The sequence below is a fragment of the Cognatishimia sp. SS12 genome (genome assembly GCF_028369055.1).
GTDB lineage: Bacteria > Pseudomonadota > Alphaproteobacteria > Rhodobacterales > Rhodobacteraceae > Cognatishimia.
This window is the reverse complement of the sequence record NZ_JAQNCZ010000007.1, coordinates 73,657-94,723: the sequence shown is the minus strand read 5'-3', so window position 1 is coordinate 94,723 and position 21,067 is coordinate 73,657. Positions and strand designations below refer to the sequence as shown.

20 protein-coding genes are annotated in these 21,067 nt (G+C 56.2%); 9 read left to right on the top strand and 11 right to left on the bottom strand.

Annotated elements, in window-relative coordinates:
- Positions 1-23: 23 nt before the first annotated feature.
- Genes hpaD through N6L24_RS15115 form a run of 3 tightly spaced genes read right to left on the bottom strand, consistent with a single transcriptional unit; the run spans position 24 to position 2,839 of the window.
- Positions 24-878 (bottom strand): 3,4-dihydroxyphenylacetate 2,3-dioxygenase, encoded by an 855-nt coding sequence (hpaD, locus tag N6L24_RS15125; RefSeq protein ID WP_271845545.1) that lies wholly within the window; start codon positions 876-878, stop codon positions 24-26.
- A 48-nt stretch (positions 879-926) separates the two neighbouring features.
- A complete protein-coding gene (hpaE, locus tag N6L24_RS15120; protein WP_271845544.1) occupies positions 927-2,438 on the bottom strand; it encodes a 5-carboxymethyl-2-hydroxymuconate semialdehyde dehydrogenase in 1,512 nt (503 codons plus the stop codon).
- Positions 2,435-2,839 carry a 5-carboxymethyl-2-hydroxymuconate isomerase gene (locus tag N6L24_RS15115; RefSeq protein WP_271845543.1) on the bottom strand — a complete coding sequence of 135 codons (405 nt, stop codon included), beginning with the start codon at positions 2,837-2,839 and terminating at the stop codon, positions 2,435-2,437. The genes hpaE and N6L24_RS15115 overlap by 4 nt, the downstream gene beginning before the upstream one ends.
- 204 nt (positions 2,840-3,043) lie before the next feature.
- On the opposite strand from N6L24_RS15115, the gene N6L24_RS15110 reads away from it, so the two are divergent.
- The gene (locus N6L24_RS15110; protein ID WP_334312327.1) at positions 3,044-3,412 is read left to right on the top strand and encodes a MarR family winged helix-turn-helix transcriptional regulator; all 369 of its coding nucleotides are present in this window, start codon (positions 3,044-3,046) and stop codon (positions 3,410-3,412) included.
- Between the two features lie 34 nt (positions 3,413-3,446).
- Here N6L24_RS15110 and N6L24_RS15105 read toward each other — a convergent pair whose 3' ends face one another.
- The 3 genes from N6L24_RS15105 to N6L24_RS15095 are packed head-to-tail and all read right to left on the bottom strand — an operon-like array spanning position 3,447 to position 6,962.
- Positions 3,447-4,313 carry an SMP-30/gluconolactonase/LRE family protein gene (locus N6L24_RS15105; RefSeq protein ID WP_271845541.1) on the bottom strand — a complete coding sequence of 289 codons (867 nt, stop codon included), beginning with the start codon at positions 4,311-4,313 and terminating at the stop codon, positions 3,447-3,449.
- A 12-nt stretch (positions 4,314-4,325) separates the two neighbouring features.
- Positions 4,326-5,495 carry a mandelate racemase/muconate lactonizing enzyme family protein gene (locus N6L24_RS15100; RefSeq protein WP_271845540.1) on the bottom strand — a complete coding sequence of 390 codons (1,170 nt, stop codon included), beginning with the start codon at positions 5,493-5,495 and terminating at the stop codon, positions 4,326-4,328.
- 9 nt (positions 5,496-5,504) lie between these two features.
- Positions 5,505-6,962, bottom strand: a complete 1,458-nt coding sequence (locus N6L24_RS15095) for an aldehyde dehydrogenase family protein (RefSeq protein ID WP_271845539.1) — start codon at positions 6,960-6,962, stop codon at positions 5,505-5,507.
- 316 nt (positions 6,963-7,278) lie between these two features.
- On the opposite strand from N6L24_RS15095, the gene N6L24_RS15090 reads away from it, so the two are divergent.
- From N6L24_RS15090 to N6L24_RS15070, 5 genes are all read left to right on the top strand, one after another.
- The gene (locus N6L24_RS15090) at positions 7,279-8,487 is read left to right on the top strand and encodes a multidrug effflux MFS transporter (protein WP_271845538.1); all 1,209 of its coding nucleotides are present in this window, start codon (positions 7,279-7,281) and stop codon (positions 8,485-8,487) included.
- On the top strand, positions 8,487-9,050 hold the full coding sequence (locus tag N6L24_RS15085; protein ID WP_271845537.1) for a nucleotidyltransferase family protein: 564 nt from the start codon (positions 8,487-8,489) through the stop codon (positions 9,048-9,050). Before N6L24_RS15090 ends, N6L24_RS15085 begins: the two co-directional genes overlap by 1 nt.
- Positions 9,051-9,243: 193 nt before the next feature.
- The gene (gene repA, locus N6L24_RS15080) at positions 9,244-10,428 is read left to right on the top strand and encodes a plasmid partitioning protein RepA (RefSeq protein ID WP_271845536.1); all 1,185 of its coding nucleotides are present in this window, start codon (positions 9,244-9,246) and stop codon (positions 10,426-10,428) included.
- Positions 10,428-11,390: a plasmid partitioning protein RepB gene (repB, locus tag N6L24_RS15075; RefSeq protein ID WP_271845535.1), complete on the top strand. Its 963-nt coding sequence runs from the start codon at positions 10,428-10,430 to the stop codon at positions 11,388-11,390. The genes repA and repB overlap by 1 nt, the downstream gene beginning before the upstream one ends.
- A gap of 212 nt (positions 11,391-11,602) precedes the next feature.
- Entirely contained in the window at positions 11,603-12,691 is a 1,089-nt protein-coding gene (locus tag N6L24_RS15070; protein WP_271845534.1) for a helix-turn-helix domain-containing protein, read from the top strand.
- A gap of 84 nt (positions 12,692-12,775) precedes the next feature.
- Here the strand turns inward: N6L24_RS15070 and N6L24_RS15065 are convergent, their stop codons facing one another.
- From N6L24_RS15065 to N6L24_RS15045, 5 genes are all read right to left on the bottom strand, one after another.
- Entirely contained in the window at positions 12,776-13,486 is a 711-nt protein-coding gene (locus N6L24_RS15065) for a GntR family transcriptional regulator (RefSeq protein WP_271845533.1), read from the bottom strand.
- A 177-nt stretch (positions 13,487-13,663) separates the two neighbouring features.
- Positions 13,664-14,431: an SDR family NAD(P)-dependent oxidoreductase gene (locus N6L24_RS15060; protein WP_271845532.1), complete on the bottom strand. Its 768-nt coding sequence runs from the start codon at positions 14,429-14,431 to the stop codon at positions 13,664-13,666.
- Entirely contained in the window at positions 14,431-15,315 is an 885-nt protein-coding gene (locus N6L24_RS15055) for a carbohydrate ABC transporter permease (RefSeq protein WP_271845531.1), read from the bottom strand. Before N6L24_RS15055 ends, N6L24_RS15060 begins: the two co-directional genes overlap by 1 nt.
- The gene (locus tag N6L24_RS15050; protein ID WP_271845530.1) at positions 15,312-16,181 is read right to left on the bottom strand and encodes a carbohydrate ABC transporter permease; all 870 of its coding nucleotides are present in this window, start codon (positions 16,179-16,181) and stop codon (positions 15,312-15,314) included. The genes N6L24_RS15055 and N6L24_RS15050 overlap by 4 nt, the downstream gene beginning before the upstream one ends.
- 84 nt (positions 16,182-16,265) lie before the next feature.
- Complete coding sequence (locus N6L24_RS15045) at positions 16,266-17,504, bottom strand: ABC transporter substrate-binding protein (RefSeq protein WP_271845529.1); 1,239 nt, start codon at positions 17,502-17,504, stop codon at positions 16,266-16,268.
- Between the two features lie 271 nt (positions 17,505-17,775).
- Between N6L24_RS15045 and N6L24_RS15040 the strand changes: the two genes are divergently transcribed.
- From N6L24_RS15040 to N6L24_RS15030, 3 genes are all read left to right on the top strand, one after another.
- Positions 17,776-19,302 carry a sulfatase family protein gene (locus N6L24_RS15040; protein WP_271845528.1) on the top strand — a complete coding sequence of 509 codons (1,527 nt, stop codon included), beginning with the start codon at positions 17,776-17,778 and terminating at the stop codon, positions 19,300-19,302.
- Positions 19,303-19,508: 206 nt separating this feature from the next.
- Positions 19,509-20,291 (top strand): 2-oxo-hepta-3-ene-1,7-dioic acid hydratase, encoded by a 783-nt coding sequence (locus N6L24_RS15035; protein WP_271845527.1) that lies wholly within the window; start codon positions 19,509-19,511, stop codon positions 20,289-20,291.
- A complete protein-coding gene (locus tag N6L24_RS15030; protein WP_271845526.1) occupies positions 20,288-21,061 on the top strand; it encodes an HpcH/HpaI aldolase family protein in 774 nt (257 codons plus the stop codon). The genes N6L24_RS15035 and N6L24_RS15030 overlap by 4 nt, the downstream gene beginning before the upstream one ends.
- The last annotated feature ends 6 nt before the right edge of the window (positions 21,062-21,067 follow it).

Here is a 21,067-nt window from a genome sequence, read left to right as displayed (position 1 = left end):
GATGTTACCCCGGGCATATCCCGTTATTGAACCGGGAAAACGACGTTGGTCTGACCCGTGCCCGAAGATGGGAAGTAGTCGGTGATAATTTCGCATTTCGCGTCGTATTTATCCCAACCCAGCGCGCCATAGAGCATTGCGGTGTCGTGCATGGAGCCTTCGCCACAGCAGAAATCCGCGTATTCTTCCAGCATCTTGAGGAAGGTGGCGTGATCGCCGTTCTTCCACATTTCAAGCACATGCAGGTCCATCTGGCGGTTGAATTCGCTTGAAATGGTGAATGTCCCATTGTTTGGCGCGTATTCTTTGTTCGACCAGATTTTATGGCTCAACGAACCCGATGCCAGCAGCAGCACTTTTTCATCGCTGGCTTCAACCGCTGCGCGGATGGCTTCGCCAATGACGCGGCTTTCGTCGTGGTCATGCACAGTCGCCCATGCCGCCACGGAAACCACTTTCATATCGTGCTCGCGGCTCATGAAGCGCATCGGAACCAACGTGCCATATTCCAGCTCAAGGCTATCCAGATGGTGGCACAGGGTATAAACGCCCTTGTCCGACGCGATTTTGGCAATGGCATCACCCATTTCTGGGTTGCCTTCGTATTCATAAGGCAGATCCGAAATGAATTGCGGGAATTCATTGGATGTGAACATGCCTTCGAACTTGTTGTTGGCGTTGATGTGGAAGCCTGCATTGATCACCCAATGCGTGTCGCAAATAATCACTGTGGTCGCGCCAAGCTCTTTGGCGCGCCGCGCGATTTCACGGTGGCCATCAATGGCCGCCTTGCGCTTGTCTTTGATCGGACCGTCTTGCTCCGACATAATCAACGTTGGGACGTGCGTCACCTTGGCCGCGAGAACAATCTCACCCATCGTGTTTCCTCCTCTGGATATATATGTGCGTTTCCGTATGGTCGTAATTTATTGTGCGCCCAGGCGCATGATTTTATGTTCGCCGGTGGCAAAACCGATGTGCTTTTGTTCCATGTAGAACTCAAACGACCAATCGCCGCCGTCGCGACCGATGCCGCTGGCTTTGACCCCACCAAACGGGGTGGGCAGGTGGCGAACGTTTTCGCTGTTCACCCAGATCATGCCAGCATCAATCTTGTCAGTCACACGCAGCGCACGGGTCAGATCATTGGTCCAGACATAGCCGGTCAAACCGTAGTCTGTGTCGTTTGCGATCTCAATTGCCTCTTCTTCGGTCGAGAAGGGGATCGAGGTCAGCACTGGGCCAAAGATCTCTTCCTGCGCGATGCGCATTTTATTGTTTGCGCCGGTGAACAGGGTTGGGCGCACAAAGTAGCCTTCGTCGCCAATTTTTTCGCCGCCAGCGGCCACTGTCGCGCCATCTTCTTTTGCGATGTCAAAGTAAGAGGTCACTTTATTGTAATGCTCTTCTGTCACCAGCGGGCCGATTTCGGTGGCTGGGTCCAGCGGGTGGCCGACCTTGATGTTGTTCACACGTTCGATCAGCTTGGCTTCGAACTCATCGCGGATGGTGTCCTGTACCAGCAGACGCGAGGACGAGGTGCAGCGTTCGCCGTTGATCGAATAGATCATGAACAGAACCGCATCCAGCGCGCGGTCAAGATCCGCATCTTCGAACACCATGACAGGGTTTTTGCCACCCAGCTCAAGGTGCATACGCTTCAGCGTGTCTGCGCCCTGCTTGGTGATCATCGCCCCTGTGCGGCTTTCGCCCACGAAGGCGATCGCTTTGATGGCAGGGTGCTCGGTCAGGCGTTTGCCTGCATCGTGTCCAAAACCGTTGACGGTGTTCAGAACGCCCGGTGGCAGGCCTGCTTCTTCCGCGATTTCCACCAGCAGACGCGCGCTCAGCGGGCTGTCTTCGGCAGGTTTGTGAACAACGGTACAACCGGCGGCCAGAGCTGGCGCAATCTTCCAAGTCGACAGCATGAAAGGCGTGTTCCATGGTGTGATGACACCCACTGGGCCAATCGGTTTACGTGTGGTGACGTTCATCAAAGTCGGCGACTTCAGGTGTTGACCATCCCGCGCTTCGACCACTTGATCTGCAAAATAACGGAAGTTCTCGGCGCCGCGCAGCGCCGCTTTGGACATAAAGCGCATGGTCTGGCCGGTGTCCCAGCATTCGCACAGCGCAATTTCTTCGGCGCGCGCTTCGATGGCGTTTGCCACGTTGATCAGAATTTTCTTGCGCTCAAGCGCTGGCATGTCGCGCCACGCCGGGAAGGCATCTGCCGCCGCTTTGGCCGCATCGTTCACGTCCTCTTCGGTGCTGCGCGCAACGTCGCAGATCACAGATTTGTCGACCGGCGACGTGGATTGAAACACGCCCCCTGCCCCTGGGCGATCTTCGCCAGCAATGCGGTTGGAGATGCCGCTTTCTTTGAAACGGGCAAGGTAGCCAGCAAGTTTGGCGATGTTCTCGTCAAGAACGCTCATGAGGAAGTCTCCGTCTTGTTGTGGCCCAAATGCTCTCGAATGGTGCCGGTTTTTGGGGAAAGGTCTGGATCGATGTCGCGCATCTCAACAGAGAGCGCGAGAGAATTGGTCTGCATAACAGGTGTCAGGAAGGTCCGGGCTGCTTCAAAAATGCGCTGGGTGGCATCCTTTTTCACATCATCAGGGCGCCCACCGCGCAGGCGGATCGAAATGTCGATGAATGCATGTTTGGCCTGCCCATCTGCAATCGCATAGTGATCGACTTTTACGGCGCGCACGCGAATGCCAGGCATCGGAAACGTGTCAATCTGCGCCGCTGCGGCACGAATGTGCTGGCAGAACGCGCTCATATCCACGCTTTCTTCGAGGTTTCCAGAGTAATCGATCTGAAAATGAGGCAAGGCTTCATTCCTTCACATGTTAAGTAACTACCATCTATGCGCACAAACTGACAGAGTCAATGCAAATATTGCAAACACAATATTAACATGTTATCTAATATGGAATTCGAGAGAGAATATTCCAGAGTGGGCCCCGTGGAAAATCGTTTGCCATCCCCAAACCGATCGCTGCCAATCGCGCTTATGCGCGCGCGCGAATCCGTTATGAGCCCGATCCGCGCCATGCTGCTGGAATCTGGTCTGACCGAACAGCAATGGCGGGTTTTGCGTGTGCTGGCCGAATACGGCCCGCAAGATGCCACCGAAGTGTCCGAACACGCGGGGCTGATGATGCCAAGCCTGACGCGCATTGTGAAACGTATGTGCGAAAACGGGCTGATCACCCGTGTCAAAGACGAAACGGACGGGCGCCGCCAAACCTTGTCGCTGACCGACGCGGGTCACGCCATGATCGAAGCAAACAAGGATGTCGCCCTGGGCATCGTAAATGGCTTCAAAGAGCGGCTTGGCCCTGAGAACTACGAAATACTGCTGGATCTGCTGCAGGCCATTTCACAACGCGGCGAACACTAAGGCGCGCCGCGTTGTCAAAATCTTGGTCACAGGGCTAGCCCTGCGGGATCTCCGGCCATTTGGCCGTGTTCGGCAGTTTCCCTGGCACATCCATCTGCACCGCAAACAAGCCGCCAGAGTAAGGCTGCTCGACCATCTCTTCTGGAGACAGGTCAAATGTGCCGGTTGTGACATAGAGGGTGGAAAGATCAGCCCCGCCAAATGCACAGTTGGTCACGATCCGGCAAGGGATCTCGATCTTGTCGATCACATTGCCATCTTGGTCGAGGCCCAGAACGCAGCCCTTGTTGCAGATGGCAACCCAAAGCGTGCCAGCAGAATCAACGCACATCCCGTCAGGGCGGCCAAAATCCTCATCGCAGGTGCGCAAGATCGACCATTCATCCTGGGTGTAAAGCCAGATCCGCCCCGGAACACTGTCGATAAAATAGAACCGCGATCCATCTGGCGACCAATCCAATCCGTTGGAAATTGTCGTTTCGCTCAGGGCGGTATCTCGCCCCCCTGCCCCATAGCGGTACAGGGCACCAAACGGGCCTTTCGCGCCTTCGGACATCGTGCCGAGCCACAAAGCGCCCTCTTGATCCACAGCCATATCGTTGGGCCGGCTGAAAGGTTTGTCCGGCTCAGGGCAATCGAACACGCTGACCGCGCCACTATCAGGATCGACCCAGCCAAGGCCGGATTTGGTGGCAATCAGCAGACGACCGCTCTCGTGCAGGGCCAGCGCGCTGATCAGCCCGGGCATGGCAATCTTGCGATTGACGCCCGTGCCGGGTGCGTGGCTGCACAAGGTGTGGGCCGCAATATCAACCCACCAGAGCAGGCCGCGCGTTTCATCCCAAAGCAGGCCTTCGCCGCAACGGGATTTCACCGGATCAACACAAATCGCAGTCTTCATGTCACGCGCCCCTTAGAGATCAAGCGCATAGGTCGCGAGGAAATCGCGGTCCGGCTCAACCCCGATGCCGGGCTTGGTCGGAATGTTGATATACCCATCCTGCGAGGCCACCTGCCCCTGAATATCCAGCGGTTCTGCCAAGAGATGGTCGCGGAAACGGTTTTCCGTGGTGTCAAATTCAAGCAGCGGCTCACGTGGGAACAACCCGCCGGGCATGGGCGGCATTGCTGCCAGCAGCTGCAAATTGGTCGCCACAGCCACCGCAGAGCCCCAGACATGGTTTACAACCGGGGTGAAATGCGCGTGGCAAAGCGCCAGAACCCGCAGATATTCGGTAATCCCGCCCAAAGCGCAAACTTCGGGTTGGGCGATGTCCAGACCGCGGGATTCCAAGAGGCTGCGCCAGCCCCAGCGGTTAAATTCAGCTTCGCCGCCGGAAATGTTGACCTTCAGCCGGGCTCGCAGCTCGCGGTAGCCATCCAGATCTTCGGGCGCGATCGGTTCTTCAAACCAATAGGCCCCCAAATCGCCAAGCGCCTCGCCAACGTAAAACGCATCAGAGGTGTTATAGGCATGGTTCGCGTCCGCCATGAAATCGAAATCATCGCCAACGCCCTTGCGCACGGCCTCGGCCAGTTTCACATCGTCTTTCGGACCAAGGCCAAGCTTCATCTTGGTCGCCGCAAAGCCCATGTCGCGGATGGCCGCCGCTTCGTCCACAAATCGCGCCACGTGATCCGCCGCGCTTTCGCGTTTCAGCATCATGCCATAGCCATAGGCCTTGACCTTACTGCGATGCGCGCCGCCGATCAGCTTGTGAATCGGTAGCCCGGCGGCCTTGCCCGCGATGTCCCACAGCGCAATATCCACGCCAGAGAGTGATTGCAGCGGCATGCCTTTCTGCCCGTGATCGCGCAGCAGGTTATAAACCTTGTGCCAAATCACATCGCGATCAAGCGCATCCATGCCCAGAACAAGCGGTTGGATCACTTTTTCAACGATGGTCTTGTTGGCAATGGCAACATTGCCCGGCCCAAAGCATTCGCCCCAGCCGGTGATGCCTTCGTCGGTTTCCACCTCAACAATATGGGCGGTGCGCTTGGCGTAATATTGCTGCGAATAGCCCAGTTCTTCGGGCATATCACATTGCAGAACGTGGCTGGTGATTTTGGTAATCTTCATGCCGTACTCCTACACCAAACCGCGCGAAACACGTTTCACGACCAGATAATCATTGAGCGCGAGGCGCGAGCAGTCATGGCCAATGCCGGATTGCCCAATGCCGCCATGCGGCAGGTAAATGTCGTATTTCACGCCGTTGATCTGCACCTCGCCATAGCGCAGCTGCTTGGCCACACGGTTGGCCAGGTCCAGATCTGCGGTGAAGATATAAGACGACAGACCGCCCTCTTCCCCGTCATTGGCTCGCTCGACAACCTCGTCGCGGTCGCTGAATGGGATCAAGCTGATCACCGGGCCAAAGATCTCGTCCTTGTAGATCTGCATATCCTGCGTCACGCCGTCCAGAACGGTGGGCGCAAGGTAGTGACCTTTCTCCAGCCCTGCCGGACGATCCCCACCTGCAAGCAGGCTGGCACCGTCTGCGACAGCCCCGTCGATCAGCCCCTTCACCCGCGACCAAGCGCGCCCGTCAATCATTGGGCCGGTCAAAATATCCTGGGTCTTGTCAAAGCCAACCTTGGCCGAATGCGCCCGTTCCACCACTTTGGCGCGGAAGGCGTCATAGACCTCTTCTTCCACGAACACGCGGTTCGGGCTGACGCAGATCTGACCGGCATTGTTGAATTTCACGGTCGATACAATGTCAGCCGCAAGATCAAGATCGGCGTCTTTGTAAATCAGCACCGGCGCGTTGCCGCCCAGTTCCATAGAATACGACTTGATCGAGGTCGCGCCGACTTTCATCAGGTGTTTGCCTGTGTTGGTCGAGCCGATCAGCGTGATCAAATTCGGGATCGTCGAGGACGCCAAAGCATCCGACGGCGCATAGCCATCGGTTGTCAGAATATTCACCACCCCGGCAGGCAACCCGATCTTGGCGCATAGTTCGCCAACCGCATAGGCCGAAACCGGCGTGGCCGCAGAGGGGCGAATGATGATCGGGCAACCGGCCGCCATCGCGGGCCCGATCTTATAGGCCAGGTTCAAGAGCGGGAAGTTCCACGCCAGATAGGCAACCGCAACGCCCACAGGTTCATAGACGATCTTGTGTTCATGGGTGCCTTCGCGATCCGCGAGCGTTTCATCGTGCACCCGCTGAATTTCCTCGGCGTAGAATTTCAGCGACCGCTCAAGCAGATCAAAATCCTCTTGCGTGCCGCCCCATGGCTTGCCCATTTCCTGGTGGATGCAGTCGCGCAGCATCTCTTCGTTTTCCAGCACAGCGTCGCGCAGTTTCAGCATCCAGGCCTGGCGTTCGGCAATGGGCGTGTTGCCCCATGAGGGCGCTGCCGCCTGCGCCGCTTCCAGCGCAGATTGCACATCATTCAGCCCTGCCGCCTGCACGGTTGCATAGACTTCCTCGGTCGCAGGGTTGATGACATCTACCTGGCCTTCGCCATCCACCAATTGCCCGCCGATATACATTTTCATGGTTTTCGTCACGAATTTTGCCATCCTTGTTGCCATCAGCATCGCCAATGCTATTCATATTATGTTTAGATAGACATTTGCGGCTCTGAGGTAAAGAGCCTCGCATTAGAAAACTTCGCCCCCGCGTCGGTCCAATGCGGACGCTCTGCCGCCGCAAACACAATATAAGGAACTCCGATCCCTTTTCATTTTGTCGACAATTTATAAATTTGTCGATACAAAAACCCTGCCTCCAACGTCAAATCCGAATCGGGATCGCCGCCATTGCGCGCGCTTGCGCATTCGTTTGGATCAAAAGGCCGATCTTGCCCGGCTGCGCGACCGGCCAATTTTCCTGCGCGCAAAGGTTCTTATGCAACATTCATTTACCCGAATTGCCGTCACGCTTGGACTCATATCTTTGGTCGGCCCGCTGACGATCGACATGTACCTCCCTGCCCTGCCCGCCATTGCAGATGAGCTGGGCGCTTCCATCGGCGAGGTGCACTGGACGATCACAGCGTTTTTGCTCGGTTTCGGACCCGCACAACTTATCTACGGCCCACTGTCAGACCATTTCGGGCGCAAGGCGCCGCTTTACCTTGGTCTGACGCTTTATATCACAGGAACGCTTGCGATATTCTTCGCCCCGAATATCGAACTGCTGACGTTCGCCCGTGTTCTGCAGGGGTTTGGCGGCGCTGTCGCGGTGATCTTGCCGCGAACCGTGGTGCGCGACCTCTATACCGGGGTTGAAGCGACAAGGCTGACCGGCCTTATGATGATGCTGATCAGCGTTTCACCCATGCTCGCGCCCTTGCTGGGTAGTCTCGTTTTGCTGGTCGGAGGCTGGCGTACAATATTCTTTGTCCTCTCTGTGTTCGGTTTTCTTTGCCTTTTCCTGACAGCCTATAAATTGCCCGAGACCCTCCCCAAGCAGAACCGCGTCAGCTTCACGCCGCGTACCTTCTTCGCCGGGACACGCCGGCTGTTCACGGACCCGCTCTTCATGGGGCTGACAGTTTTGGGGGCCTGCAGCATGACCACCTTCTATGTCTTCATTGCCAACGCCTCCTTTGTTTACATCGGTCAATTCGGCCTCACACAGATGCAATTCGGCGTGGCCTTTGCCCTCAACGGGGTCGGGTTTTTCTGCGCGAGCCGAATCGCGGCACCGCTGGCGCAAAGGTTTGGCATCCCGCGGGTGATCAAAGCGACCGCCTTGATCTTTGCAATCTTGCTGCTTGGGCTAACGCTGCTGCTGTCGTTTGGCCTGCAATCCCTTGTCGCGATCATGATCACATTCTTTGTTGCCTATGGGCTGCAGGGTGTGATTGTCCCCACATCAACCGTCCTTGCGCTTGAAAAAAACGGCGACATCGCCGGGCTTGCCTCCTCTTGGATGGGGGTGCTGCGGGTCTTGCTGACGGGCACCACCATCGCCCTGAGCGAACCCTTTGTGGATGGCACCGCCCTGCCCATGGTTGCGATCATCGCGGTTGTCGGGATTTTGGCGCTGGTCACGACGCAGATTGTGCTATCAGAAAGACGGCATCCGTTGCAGCCATGTGAGCGAGAGTGATGAAAACCATTGGGATACTGCTGGCCGCTGGGCGCTCCTCCCGGTTTGGCGGCCAAGACAAGCTGTTGGCCGATCTCAACGGCCGCCCGCTGGTGCAATACGCCGCTGCTGCGCTTTTGGGGGCCGAATGTGACCATGCGGTTGCGGTTGTGCGACCGGGCGGTGTGCCCCCTGCCCTCTTGGGCATGGCGCATCTGACACTCCCCGGCCATGACGCGCCGCAGAGCGCCAGCGTGAAACTGGGGCTGGCCTATGCCCAAGAACATCAATTTGATTGCGCGGTGATCGTTCTGGGCGACATGCCATTTATCACCCCGGAGATCATCCGATCTGTCGCCGATCTCTCAACACTGTCCCGCTGCGCCGCCGCGCAAAACCGCAACCGCACCCTGCCCCCGGTTGCGATCCCTGCCAGTCAATTTGAGGCCGCTCTCAAGATTTCGGGCGACCAGGGCGCGCGCGCCTTAACCCGCGACTTACCGCCAAATGCATTGCTGGAAATATCCGACAAAGAGAGCTGCGATATCGACACCCTCGCTGATTTGCGGGCAGCGACATCTTAAGTGAAACCGCGACTCTACGCTGATCAGAAGAGTTTACAGCTGTAAACTTGGCGTATTTACAAGTGTCTTATGTTGCGGCCCAGCTTACGGTAGACACTAAATAGGCAGAAATTCATTGACTTAGACGCTGAATCATCGCTTTTATCCCCAAGTGGCAGAAAAAAGACCATATAGAGCAGATTGGGGCAACTAAATGATTCCCGTGACACCTATCCAGAGCGACCGACCATCAGAGTTGGCGACGGATATTTCTTCACGTCTGAACGCGGCAATACGTGAACATCTATTGTCTGCATTCGCGCCAGACAACACAAAATCCCTGCGCAGCTTCCCGGCGCCAGAAGCCGCAGAGCTGCTGGGTGTCTCTGGGCAGTTCCTGCGCAAATTGCACAGCGAAGGCACCTTGCCCGAACCGCAGGATATCCGCAGCGGCCGCCGCCACTATTCTGCGCAAGAGATTCGCAATGCACGCGCCGTTCTTGAAAAATCCTCACGGACAAAGGGACGCTATCTCCCTGGCCGCCGCGCCGGTGAAAAACTGCAGATCTGGCAGCTGATGAATTTCAAAGGCGGCAGCAGCAAAAGTACAACCACGATCCACTTGGCGCATTATCTCGCGCTAAAGGGCTATCGGGTACTGGCCATTGATCTTGACCCGCAAGGGTCGCTGACCTCGATGTGCGGCGTCAGCCCTGAGATCGAGTTTGATGGGATGACCATCTATGATGCCATCCGCTATGACGATCCGGTGCCGCTGTCGGAGGTGATCCAGGAAACCTATTTTCCGGGCATCTGGCTTGCCCCCTCGCGGCTGATGCTGTCGGAGTTTGAGACAGAATCCGCCATTCAATCCAATTCGGATCAGCCGTTTTTCACCCGCATTCGCAATGCGCTGAATGATGTTGAGGACCAGTTTGACATCGTCTTGATGGACAGCCCGCCACAGCTGGGGTTTTTGACCATCTCTGGAATGGCGGCGGCGACCTCGCTGCTGGTGCCGTTGTCACCTTCGATGCTGGATGTGTCATCGACCGCGCAGTTCCTGGAACTCGCCGGGGCCTACATGGGCGTGATCGAAGACGCCGGGGCGATGCTGCACTACGATAATTTCAAGTTCCTGATCACCCGCGATGAGCCCACGGATATTCCGTCACAGCAGCTCAGCTCATTCATGCGGGCACTCTTCCTTGATCGGGTCATGGCAGCAACCGCGCTAAAAAGCACGGCTATCAGCGACGCAACCATGCTCAAGCAATCCATCTATGAAGTCGTGCGCTCTGAGATGACGCGCGCCACCTATGATCGCGCGCGCGATTCCATGGATACGGTCGGCAAGGAGGTCGAGACTATGATCCTATCTGCATGGGGGCGTAACTAATGGCACGCAAATCACTGCACGATCTGTCTGGCATCGCCAAAACGATTGCAAAATCTGGTGCACAGGCAACGCCGCGTCCGCAACCCAGCGCGCCAGCGTTGGGCGCGCTGCAAGGGTCGCTGTCAGCCATCCGCGAATTGGACCCGGCTTTGATCGACGACTGGGGGCCCAAGGATCGGCTTGATGGGTTTACAGCTGTAAACTCCGAGGATGAGGGCGACGGGTTTGACGCCTTGAAATCCAGCATAGAGGAGGGCGGCCAACAGGTCCCCATCCTTGTGCGTCGGTCTGATATTCAGGGACGCTTTGAGATCATCTATGGCCGCCGCCGCCTGCGCGCCTGTCAGGATTTAGGCATCAAGGTGCGGGCGAACGTTCAGGATCTGGATGATGCAACCGCATTGCTGGCCAAAGGCCTTGAGAATGCCGCGCGGCGCAACCTTTCGTTTTACGAAAAGGCGCGGTTTGCCGCCGTCATCAAGGTCGCAGGGCACGATAGCAAGACCGCGCGACAGGTTCTGAACTTGACCGCCTCGGGCCTGTCCCACCTTACGAAGGTCACGGACAATATCCCAGATGACGTTGGTGATGCGATTGGAGCGGCCCCCAAGGCTGGCCGCCCAAAGTGGACCGCATTGGCCGAAGCGTTTATCGCCCAAAAGATCACCGCTGTAGCCGCATTGGCGATTTTGAAAGGCGCACTCCAGGGCAGCACATCCGACGAACGTCTGGACATTCTTTTGAAAGAGATCAGCCGCCGCGGGGCCCGGCCAGGCCAAACGCGCGAAAGCACGCCTGTAGAGGGCGTGACCGTCAAATCTGCGCAAAGTTCCCTTGCGATTTCGATCAAACGCAGTGGAGTATCTGCGCCCTTTGCGGACTGGCTGGACGATAATATCGAAACCATAATCAAGAAATCTTACGCCGAGTTCACAAAAGCGAACCGAGCGGAAGACACCTGAGGACCGAGCAACAAAAGGAGAAACGGGCAAAAGAAAACCCCCAAAACAAAGTTTCGAGGGCTGCTGCGCTAAAAGCGCTTCTTAGTTTGACACCTAGACCCTAGCAGCCTCCGATTCGCCAAACAAGACAAAACGCTTCTGAGCGAACGGTTTTTCTTTGCCTCACTGAAAATATGGAACCAATTACAGGACGGGCTCCCGGCGGAGCCAACTTGCCAGCGCATGCGGCAGGGCAGGGGGCGTGTGCGCTTTCAAAATGGCAGCTGCTGAATGTCATCGAAGAGCTGCGCGAACCCCTTGGGCTGAAGGGCACAAGCATCGCTGTTTTGCGGGCGTTGTTGTCGTTTATTCCCAGCGATGAAATTTCAGAGCGGCGGCTTGAAGCGCATCTCTGCTTTGCCTCAAACGCTAGTTTGGCGCGGCGCGCCCATGTCAGCATTCAAACCATCGAGCGTCACATCGCCAAGCTCGTCTCGCTGGACCTGCTGCAACGCCTGCCCAGCGGCAATGGAAAACGCTGGGCGCGACGTGACAACACGGGCAGAATTACCTATGCAACCGGCCTGTCCGCGCTGCCACTGCTGCGGCGCTACGCTGAGCTGTGTGCCCAAGCGGAACAATATGCCGCCGAAAAACAGAAGCTCATCACCCTACGCGATCGCTGCGCAAGCGGTTTGGCTGAATTGGTATCTCTTGCGCGCGACAGCGCAACGGTGGCCGCGCTCACATCTCGGGCACGCAAACTTTTGCGGCGCAAACCACAGGCAGAGGCTTTGCAAGGCTTCCTGTCTGAAATCACAACAGAGTTGGCGGCCTATCAGGACGAAAATCCAACAGATTTGAGGGCCAGCGACACGCAATCTGAGGGGCACAAAGAGACTTCTTTGAATCGATCCGCTTTTAAACACACGAATATGGATGTGCAGGTGACAGACAAAGACATGGAGACGAAATTCCCTAAACTCTGTGCAGAATTGCGATTGGCACGCACGCCGCAAGCCTGTCAGCAGCGGATGGACCAATTGGCGGATCAACTTGGTCTAGGATATCTCTGGACAGAGGCAAAGAAGATGGGCCCAGCCCTCAGCTTTATTATTCTTGGCTATCTCCTGGAACGGTTGGACCAAATTCACGCACCGCGTTCCTACGCTTGGCGATTGATTACCTCTTTGAATCGGGGCGAGATGTCGTGGCAAAACCTGATGAGAGCGCCTGAGAGCGCTCGTAACAGCCATTCGGTCCGCGGGAGAGGGCAGGGGGCCAAAAAGGGCATACCGACGCTGCAGCGGACGCTCAATTGATGGGTGACATCGCCGCATACCTCAATCCGGTGCAATGTGCACCGAATATGGGCTGGGACAATGGGCTTTCGCAGGGGGGGCGCGTTAGTCGCTGGCGTTGCGATTTTCTTCGATCCGTAGCTGATCGACAAGGTGCCGGCTGGCATCCTCGATATGCGCATAAAGCACTTTGGCGGTTTTGCCCGGATCTTGGCTGCGGATCGCTTCGATGATCTGCCGGTGCTCATTCAGAATGGCCTCGCGGCGGCCAATCGCAATCGGAATCCGCGTGGAGATCGACGACAGGATTTCACGATGCTGCTTCCAAAGTTTGTAAGCCACACGATTGTAATGGCTTACATACATACGCTGGTGAAATTCCTCGTTGAGGATGGAATGCTTTTCTTTGTCCGTGAAGTTTAGGGTTTCGATTTCGGTCTGAATTGCTTCGAGCGCATCGATATCGTCTTGGGTGGCGGTTTCAACGAACCAGCGCACAAGATAGGGCTCAAGCTGCAATCCAACCTCGGACACATCACGCACGAAATCCATATCAATGGCGCGCACACGGGCACCTTGATTGGCCACGAACAAAACCAAGCCTTCGCCGCGCAGCTGCTGCAACGCTTCGCGCACCGGGTTTGTTGAACTGCCGTACCGCTTTGCAAGCTCACTGATCTTCAGTCGCTCATTCGCTTTGAGACGCCCGGCCAAAATTTCATGGCGCACTTTCTCGTAAATAGACTTAGACGTGTTCGCGCTATCAGAGCTGTCGCGACCGGCCGAAATATTCAGTGATGTATTAGCTGCATTCATATTCTGATCGTCTATTCAAAGGGCCAAACTGTCAATGATAAGTGCGTTTTTATACACCAAATAAAACACCAAATACACAAAAATATAAAAACTGTGTACCGATTGCGGCCACGATAAAAAGCCCGGCCAACATCTGCCCGGGCTCTAACTTGCCAATTGCTTCAGAAAAAAAGCGACTTATCGGCGAATGCGTGCATCACGCACGCCGAGCAGTGATGACATCCCGCGGTCGGCGATGATTTCAGTGCCAGTAATGGATGCCGACAGGTCAGACAACAGAAAAACAGCAAGATTGCCGACATCTTCGACGGTGTTCACTTGCTTGTCCGCGTGCCAGGAATTGAACATTTCTGCATTGTCCGCGTCCTGCATAGCGTCCAGAACAATTTCGGTCTTTGAAAGGCCCGGGCACAGCGCATTGACGCGAATGCCATGTTTGCCAAGCGACCAACCCATGGCGCGGGTCATGGCGTTAATCGCCCCTTTGGAGCCTGCATAGGCTTCGAACCCCGGGTTTGAGCACCGGCTGTGGTTGGAACTGATCTGTACAATTGCGCCAGCTGTCCCATCGGCCACCATAATTTTTGAGACCATTTGCGACGCGGCCAAAATCGAGCGGTGATTGATGGTCCAGATGGTTTCCATCTGATCGCGTGTCATCTCAAGGAAGGGCACATTGATTGTCACGCCCGCGTTGTTGACCAGACCATCAATGCGGCCGTGGGTTTCGCGGGTGATTTGAATGGCGCGCTCCAGGGCGTCCAGATCCGCGACATCCACCTGCAGAAAGTGGCCGCCTTCGGCTGTCACCTTGGCTTCGGCAGCGGGATTGACATCAAAACCGACACCGGTGGCCCCGGCGGCAATCACCTGGCGAAGAATACCAAGACCAATACCAGCCCCTGCACCTGTGACGATGACAACTTTGTCTTTCAGTTGCGACATTATTTAACAGCTCCTGCGGTCGCGCCGCCCACAATGCGACGCTGGAATACAATGAAGAGTGCCAGCAAGGGCAGGGACCCTAGAACCGCAGCTGGGAACAGCATGGTCGGATCAATCCCTGTCGCACCGACAAAGCGATAGACGGCGATCATCACAGTGAATTTGTCTTTATCCGTCAGCAGCAGCAGCGGATAGGTAAAGTCGTTCCACACCATCAGCATCACGAAGAGCGCCAGCGTGGCTGTGACGGGTGTCAGCAAGGGGCGGATGACATACCAGAAGATCTGCAGGTTTGAGCACCCATCCAGACGCGCCGCCTCTTCCATTTCTCGGGGCAGGGCTGCGATGAACCCGGTGTAAAAGAACACCGCCAAGGGCAACTTCAGCGCGGTAAAGGCCAAGACAATGCCCAGATAGGTGTCCAGCAGGCCCAAATCGCGGAAAATCACATAGATCGGCGTGATCGTCACAAAATTGGGGGTCGCCAGACCCAGTGCCATGATCATGACGATAATCCGGCTTGTGCGACTTTCGATACGTGCGAGCGGGTAAGCGGCCAGGGAGCCAATCAGAACCACAAGCACGATGACCGAAATGGTAATGCCAAGAGAATTGATCACCGAGCGGACATAGCCCATCGAGGACAAGGCCCTGATGTAGTTGTCCAGGTACAAGCTGCCCGGCAGGCCAAGCGGATCTTGTGAGATTTCGGTCGCCGTTTTGAACGACATCATGACCATATAAATCAGTGGCATCACCATGATGAACACCAGCAACAGTACCAATCCGTGGCTGATGATCATCCGGGCGCGTTTGCGCACCAGATTTGGGTCGATTTTCTTACGCGCCGATGGGGCAGTCGTCGTCTGATCTGTCATGCTCATGTTACTTTCTCCGCATCGCGCAGAACTTTGTTTTGGATGAAGGCGACGGTCAGAACCAGCACCAGCATCACGATCGAGAGCGCAGAGGCGAACCCGAATTTGTACTGACCAAAGAGGTTATCAATAATCTCGATCGACAGGACGCGCGTCGCGCCATCCGGCCCACCTCTGGTCAAGATAAACGGCAATTCAAAGGTACGCAGCGTCCCGATGGTGGTCAGCATCACCGCAACCGTAATGCTTGGTCGCAGGAGCGGAATTTCGATGTAGCGGAAGCGCTGCCAGGAACTGGCACCTTCCAGAATCGCGGCTTCTTCAAGCTCAGAGGGCAGGCCAGCAAAGCCCGCGAGATAGATCGCGGCCGTAAAGCCGGTGAACATCCAGATCTGCACAAATGCGACTGCAAACAGGGCCAAATTCGGATCGCCAAGCCAATTCAGCGCAAAGGATTCAAGGCCAAGGTCACGCAGCGCGACGTTGATACCGCCATTGATGGGCGAATAAAGGAACTGCCACACATAGCCAATGACGACAAAAGACATCATGGCAGGCGTATAGAGCGCGGCGCGGCTGAAGTTTCGGATCAAGGGCATCCGGTGTAGGATCGCGGCGAAGAACAGCGCCGAGATATTCTGCAGGACAACAACCAGAACCGTATAAATCAGTGTGATTTTGACGGCGTCGACATAGCGGCTGCGCGTGAAGATTCGTTCATAATTCCGCCAGCCGACGTCTTTTGCTTCGCCGATGCCTTTGAAGTTCGTCAGGCTCATGTCGAAGGTCAGATAGATCGGGTAAACGAAAAAAACGGCCAACACGATGAGGGCTGGAACCGTAAAAAGATAAAGGGAGTTTTTTGCACGCATTGCTATGTCTTCCGCAAATGGGGAATGCGAAGCAGCGCCAGCCGGGGAGGAAGGAGGGGGCCGGCGCTGCTTCTCAGTCTACGATCAAAGGTCGTCTTCGACCGTATCGTCCCAACGCTGCAGGGTTTCAGCGTTGTCTTCGTCGAGGTTCAGCAGGAAGCCTGTCAGGCTTTCTTCCCACTCACGCTGGAGTGTTTTGCTGAATTCGAGCGTAGAGAAAGGCCAGAGGATCAAGCTGTCCTGCTCGCGTGCCGCACCATATGAGGCGGCCAGTTCTGGCATTACGTCAGCTGCGTCAACAAATGGGCTGTAGGCCCCTTCCGCATCCAGGAAGACCGACAGGTTTTCTTCTTTGGTGAAGAATTCGATGAACTTTGCTGCCGCTTCAGGCTGGCTGGAGTCACGTGGGATTGCCCAACCTGGGCCAACAAGATCCAGCGCCATACCAACCTCGGAGTTGACCGAAGGCATCGGTGCGAAAACAAAATCCAGGCCTTCAACGCGGGAGAATTGACCGATATTCCATGCGCCCTGCGGCAGCATCGCCGAGCGGCCGGATTTGAATTCTTCCAGCGCGGTGGACCATGGGTCCAGACCCGCTTGCAGTTTCGGGTCAAAACAACCCTCATCCACCAGCGTACGCACAGAGTTCAGCGAGGCGTTGAACAGCTCATCATCGACAAACTTGCGCTCGCCAGTGCTGTATTCGCCACGGGCAGGGCCATCAACCGCCATGCCGTTTGCGCCAACCCACAGCATTGCTGGGAAGCCACCAGCAAAGATCATCGGGTTGATGTCGGTGCCTTCCAGCGCCTTACATACTGCGACGACTTCGTCGAGTGTCAGCGGCGGGTTTTCGATGCCATGCTCACGCAGGATGCCCATGTTGACAAAGTTGCCCATGCCAATGACTTCCAGCGGCATGATGTTGATTTCGTCACCGCGTGCCAGGATGGATTTTACGGAGTCTTTCAGATTGCCGTACCATTCGGAATCTTGACCAAGATCCTGCAGAAAGCCTGCATCGCCCCAAAGCTTGTTCAGGGATGGGTCAACCATTGTGACATCTGGTGGGGTGCCCGCTTGCAGGCGTGGCGGAATGAGTTTGTCGACATCTTTACGCGCGACATAGGTCAGCTCGACATCGATGTCTGGGTTCTCAGCTTCGAACTTGGCCAGCAACTCGGGGAAACCCGCAGGTTGTGCCTCGTTTCCTTTCCAAGCAACCACGTCCAATACGATGGTTTCAGCGCTTGCAATCGTTGCCGTGGTTAATGCCAGGGCCGCGACTGTCGTCAGTTTTAGTTGTTTCAAAATTTGCATTTTGTCCTCCTCTGTTTCATATTACGTTACATGAAAAATTTATTTCGTACATATAAAAAATAAAATAATGTACGATTTATTGATGTGATGAGTTCCGCAGCCATTTAGAGGTAAGATTTATCTCTTGGATTTTCAGCTACTTGCCTTGCAGTCGCGGCATGTAACGAAAAACGGGGACCGATTCGCATGCGCGATTCTGCGCGCAATAAAGTTCAAGAAACGCTTTCGCGGGATAGCTCCCGTATATGAGCGGGGCACTTCGGAGACAAAAATGAAGAATCAACCTAATGTCATTCTGATCTCAACTGATCAGCAACGCGGGGATTGTATCGGCCCTGAGGGCCGCGGCGTGCGTACGCCGAACATCGACCGAATCGCGCAAAATGGGGTGCGGTTCTCCAAGTGCATCACCCCGCACCCGATGTGTCAGGCCGCGCGGGCATCAATCTTGACGGGCAAGCTGCCGTACTCGCATGGCGTGCGCGACAATGGCCGCGATCTGGACTACAGTTTTGGGGCGCAAGGGCTGGCCGGGCTGTTCGGGGCCGCCGGCTATGACACGCATTTCATTGGCAAGGCGCATCTGTCCAGCCAGCAGACCTTTGAGCCGACAGGCCGCCCCGAATGCTACACAAGCGCCAAAGATTTTTCCCCAAACTGGCGCGGCAGCTATTTTCATTTCAACAATGTGCAGATGATGCTGCGGCCACACCACCACACCAAATGGTACGAGGCACCGGAAACGCTGCACTATGAAAACTGGCTTGATCAGGACGGGCAGGGCAAGGCGCGTTGGGATCTGGCCAAGGAGCCGCTGGCACCAGAGACGTTGAACCATCAGACATGGCGCTCGGCTTTGGATGAAGAATGGCATTCCTCCCCCTGGATCGGCGACCGCGCAGTGGAAATGGTCAACGAACGGCAGGACAAGCCCATTTTCGCCTGGGTCTCTTTCCCTGATCCGCATCCGCCCTTCCTCGCGCCGAAACCATGGTGCGATATGTATGACCCCGAAGAGGTGACGATTGCCAAGCACATTGAGCTTGATCTTGAAAACCGCCCCTGGTGGCACAAGGCATTCATCGACAGCCGCGAAAAAATCAAGCAGGGCGCAGAACATAGCGCAGGCGGCAAAGACTGGGGCATTCGCGGCGACATGAGCGAAGAGGCGCTGCGCGAACTCACCGCCATCTATTTTGGGATGATCACCGCAGTGGACGCGCAGGTGGGCCGCATTCTGGACGCGCTTGAGGCCAAGGGTGAATTGGACAACACCATTATTGTCTTCATCTCCGACCATGGTGAATGGCTGGGTGATCATGGCCTGCTGCTGAAAGGCCCGATGCTCTATGATGGCTTGCTGCGGGTGCCTTGCATTGTCAGCGGCCCCGGCGTCAGCGTCGGCAAGGTTGTTGATGATCCGGTGTGTACAGTTGATATCCGCTCGACACTTGCTGATCTCTGCGGCCTTGAGGCCGAAGACGACAACGGGACATCCTGGAAAGGCCTCTTTGATGGTTCTGAAACGCGCGATTTTGCGCTGTCAGAATATGAGGTGGATGCCAAGCGCAGCGCCGTTGACATGGATCTGATGACCGTGCGCAGCCAGCGCTATCGCATGTCTGTTGATACGCGCACCGACACCGGGGAACTTTATGACATGCAGGAAGATCCGGATGAAATGATCAACCTGTTTGATGATCCCGGCAGCGCAGCGATCCGCAAAGAGCATATGGATATGATCCGTGCGCGGAAACAGGATCAGATCCCCTGCGCGGAGCGGGTTGGCTGGCACTAAAGCTGACCTAACCTGAAAACTGACAAAACCGGCCTGCATCTGCGGGCCGGTTTTTTGATTCGTCGTCGCGGAAACGCGCCGCGGGCTGCCGCTTCAAAACGCGCGTTATTGCCCGCGTTTTCATCAGCCCGTCGGGATTTGTAATATATCGTTGACATCCTATTTTCTCGATTGTTAATAATAATATCGACAAAAAGGATAAATTCATGCTTTCCCAGATGCAGCGCGACGCCGCGGTAGAAACGTTACAAAAAGCTGAACGGACAAAGCAGCAAGCCGTTCAACTATCTCAGCAATTTCCGGACATCTGTATCGAAGATGCCTATTCGATTTCCCAGACAGTGGCGCAGCAGCGCGGCGACTCGGGGGATCGCTTGATTGGGCATAAGGTGGGCCTGACATCCCGTGCGATGCAGCAATCTTCCAAGATTGATGAACCGGACTATGGGCATGTGTTCGAAAGCATGCTGATCAGCAATGGGGCGACGGTGAAACATGCAGATTTCTGTGTGCCGCGCGTCGAGCCAGAGCTGACTTTCGTGCTGAAAAAACCACTGCGCGGCCCTGATCTGGGCTTGCAGGATATTCTGGACGCAACCGAATGTGTGATCCCGTCGATCGAAATCATTGACGCGCGCGTTCTGGAACCGCGGCTGATCTTTGACACCGTCGCCGACAATGGCGCGGCGGCAGGGTTGGTGCTGGGCGACACCCGCTTCAAACCGGAGGAACTGGATCTCAAATGGGTGGGGTCTTTGTTCTTCCGCAACGACGATCTGGAAGAAACGGGCATTGCGGCGGGTGTGATGAAACATCCGGCCAATGCCGTGGCCTGGCTGGCCAACAAACTTGCGACCTTCGGCGTCGGCATGGAGGCGGGGCATATGATCCTCTCTGGGTCATTCACGCGCCCGGTTTGGGCAGATCCGGGGGATCTTTTGCTGGCGGACTTCGGCCCTGCCGGGGTTGTTTCGGTCAACTTCGAATGAGCGCCTCAGTTCCAACGAACCGATTTAAGGCCGCCTTGGCTGCGCAGCAGACCCAGGTTGGCCTTTGGTCGTCGCTCTCCTCGCCGGTGGTGGCCGAGTTGATCGCAGGCGCAGGGTTTGACTGGCTGCTGTTTGACACCGAACATTCACCCATCACGATCCCGGCGGCGGCAGAGCTGTTGCGCAGCGCTGCCCATAGTGACAGTCAGGCGGCCGTGCGCGTTGCGTGGAATGACCCGGTTCTGATCAAGCAGGTGTTGGATATTGGGGCTCAGACCGTGTTTGTGCCCTTTGTACAATCCGCCGAGGAGGCGCGCGCGGCTGTGCGCGCCTGTCGCTATCCGCCGGATGGCATTCGCGGCGTCGCCGGGGCGACGCGCGCGTCTGGCTACGGGCGGCGCACGACGTATTTGCAGGAAGCCAATGATCAGATTGCGGTCGTTTTGCAGGTGGAAACCAAAGAGGCGCTGGATCAATTGGAAGAGATCGCCGGGGTGGAGGGCGTTGACGGGGTGTTCATTGGGCCCTCCGATCTCAGCGCCTCCTTTGGGCACCTGGGCAACCCGGGCGCGACAGAGATGCAAGCTGTTTTGAAAAGCGCCGCCGCACGTCTGAACGCCATTGGCAAGGCGAGCGGTATCCTCGCGGGGACAAGTGTGGATGCCAATCGCTATCTCAGCTGGGGCTATACATTTGTCGCGGCCGGGGTCGATACGGCCTTGCTGACCAAGGCGGTCGATACAGTACGGAGCGAAGTATCGCGCAACTAATTTGGT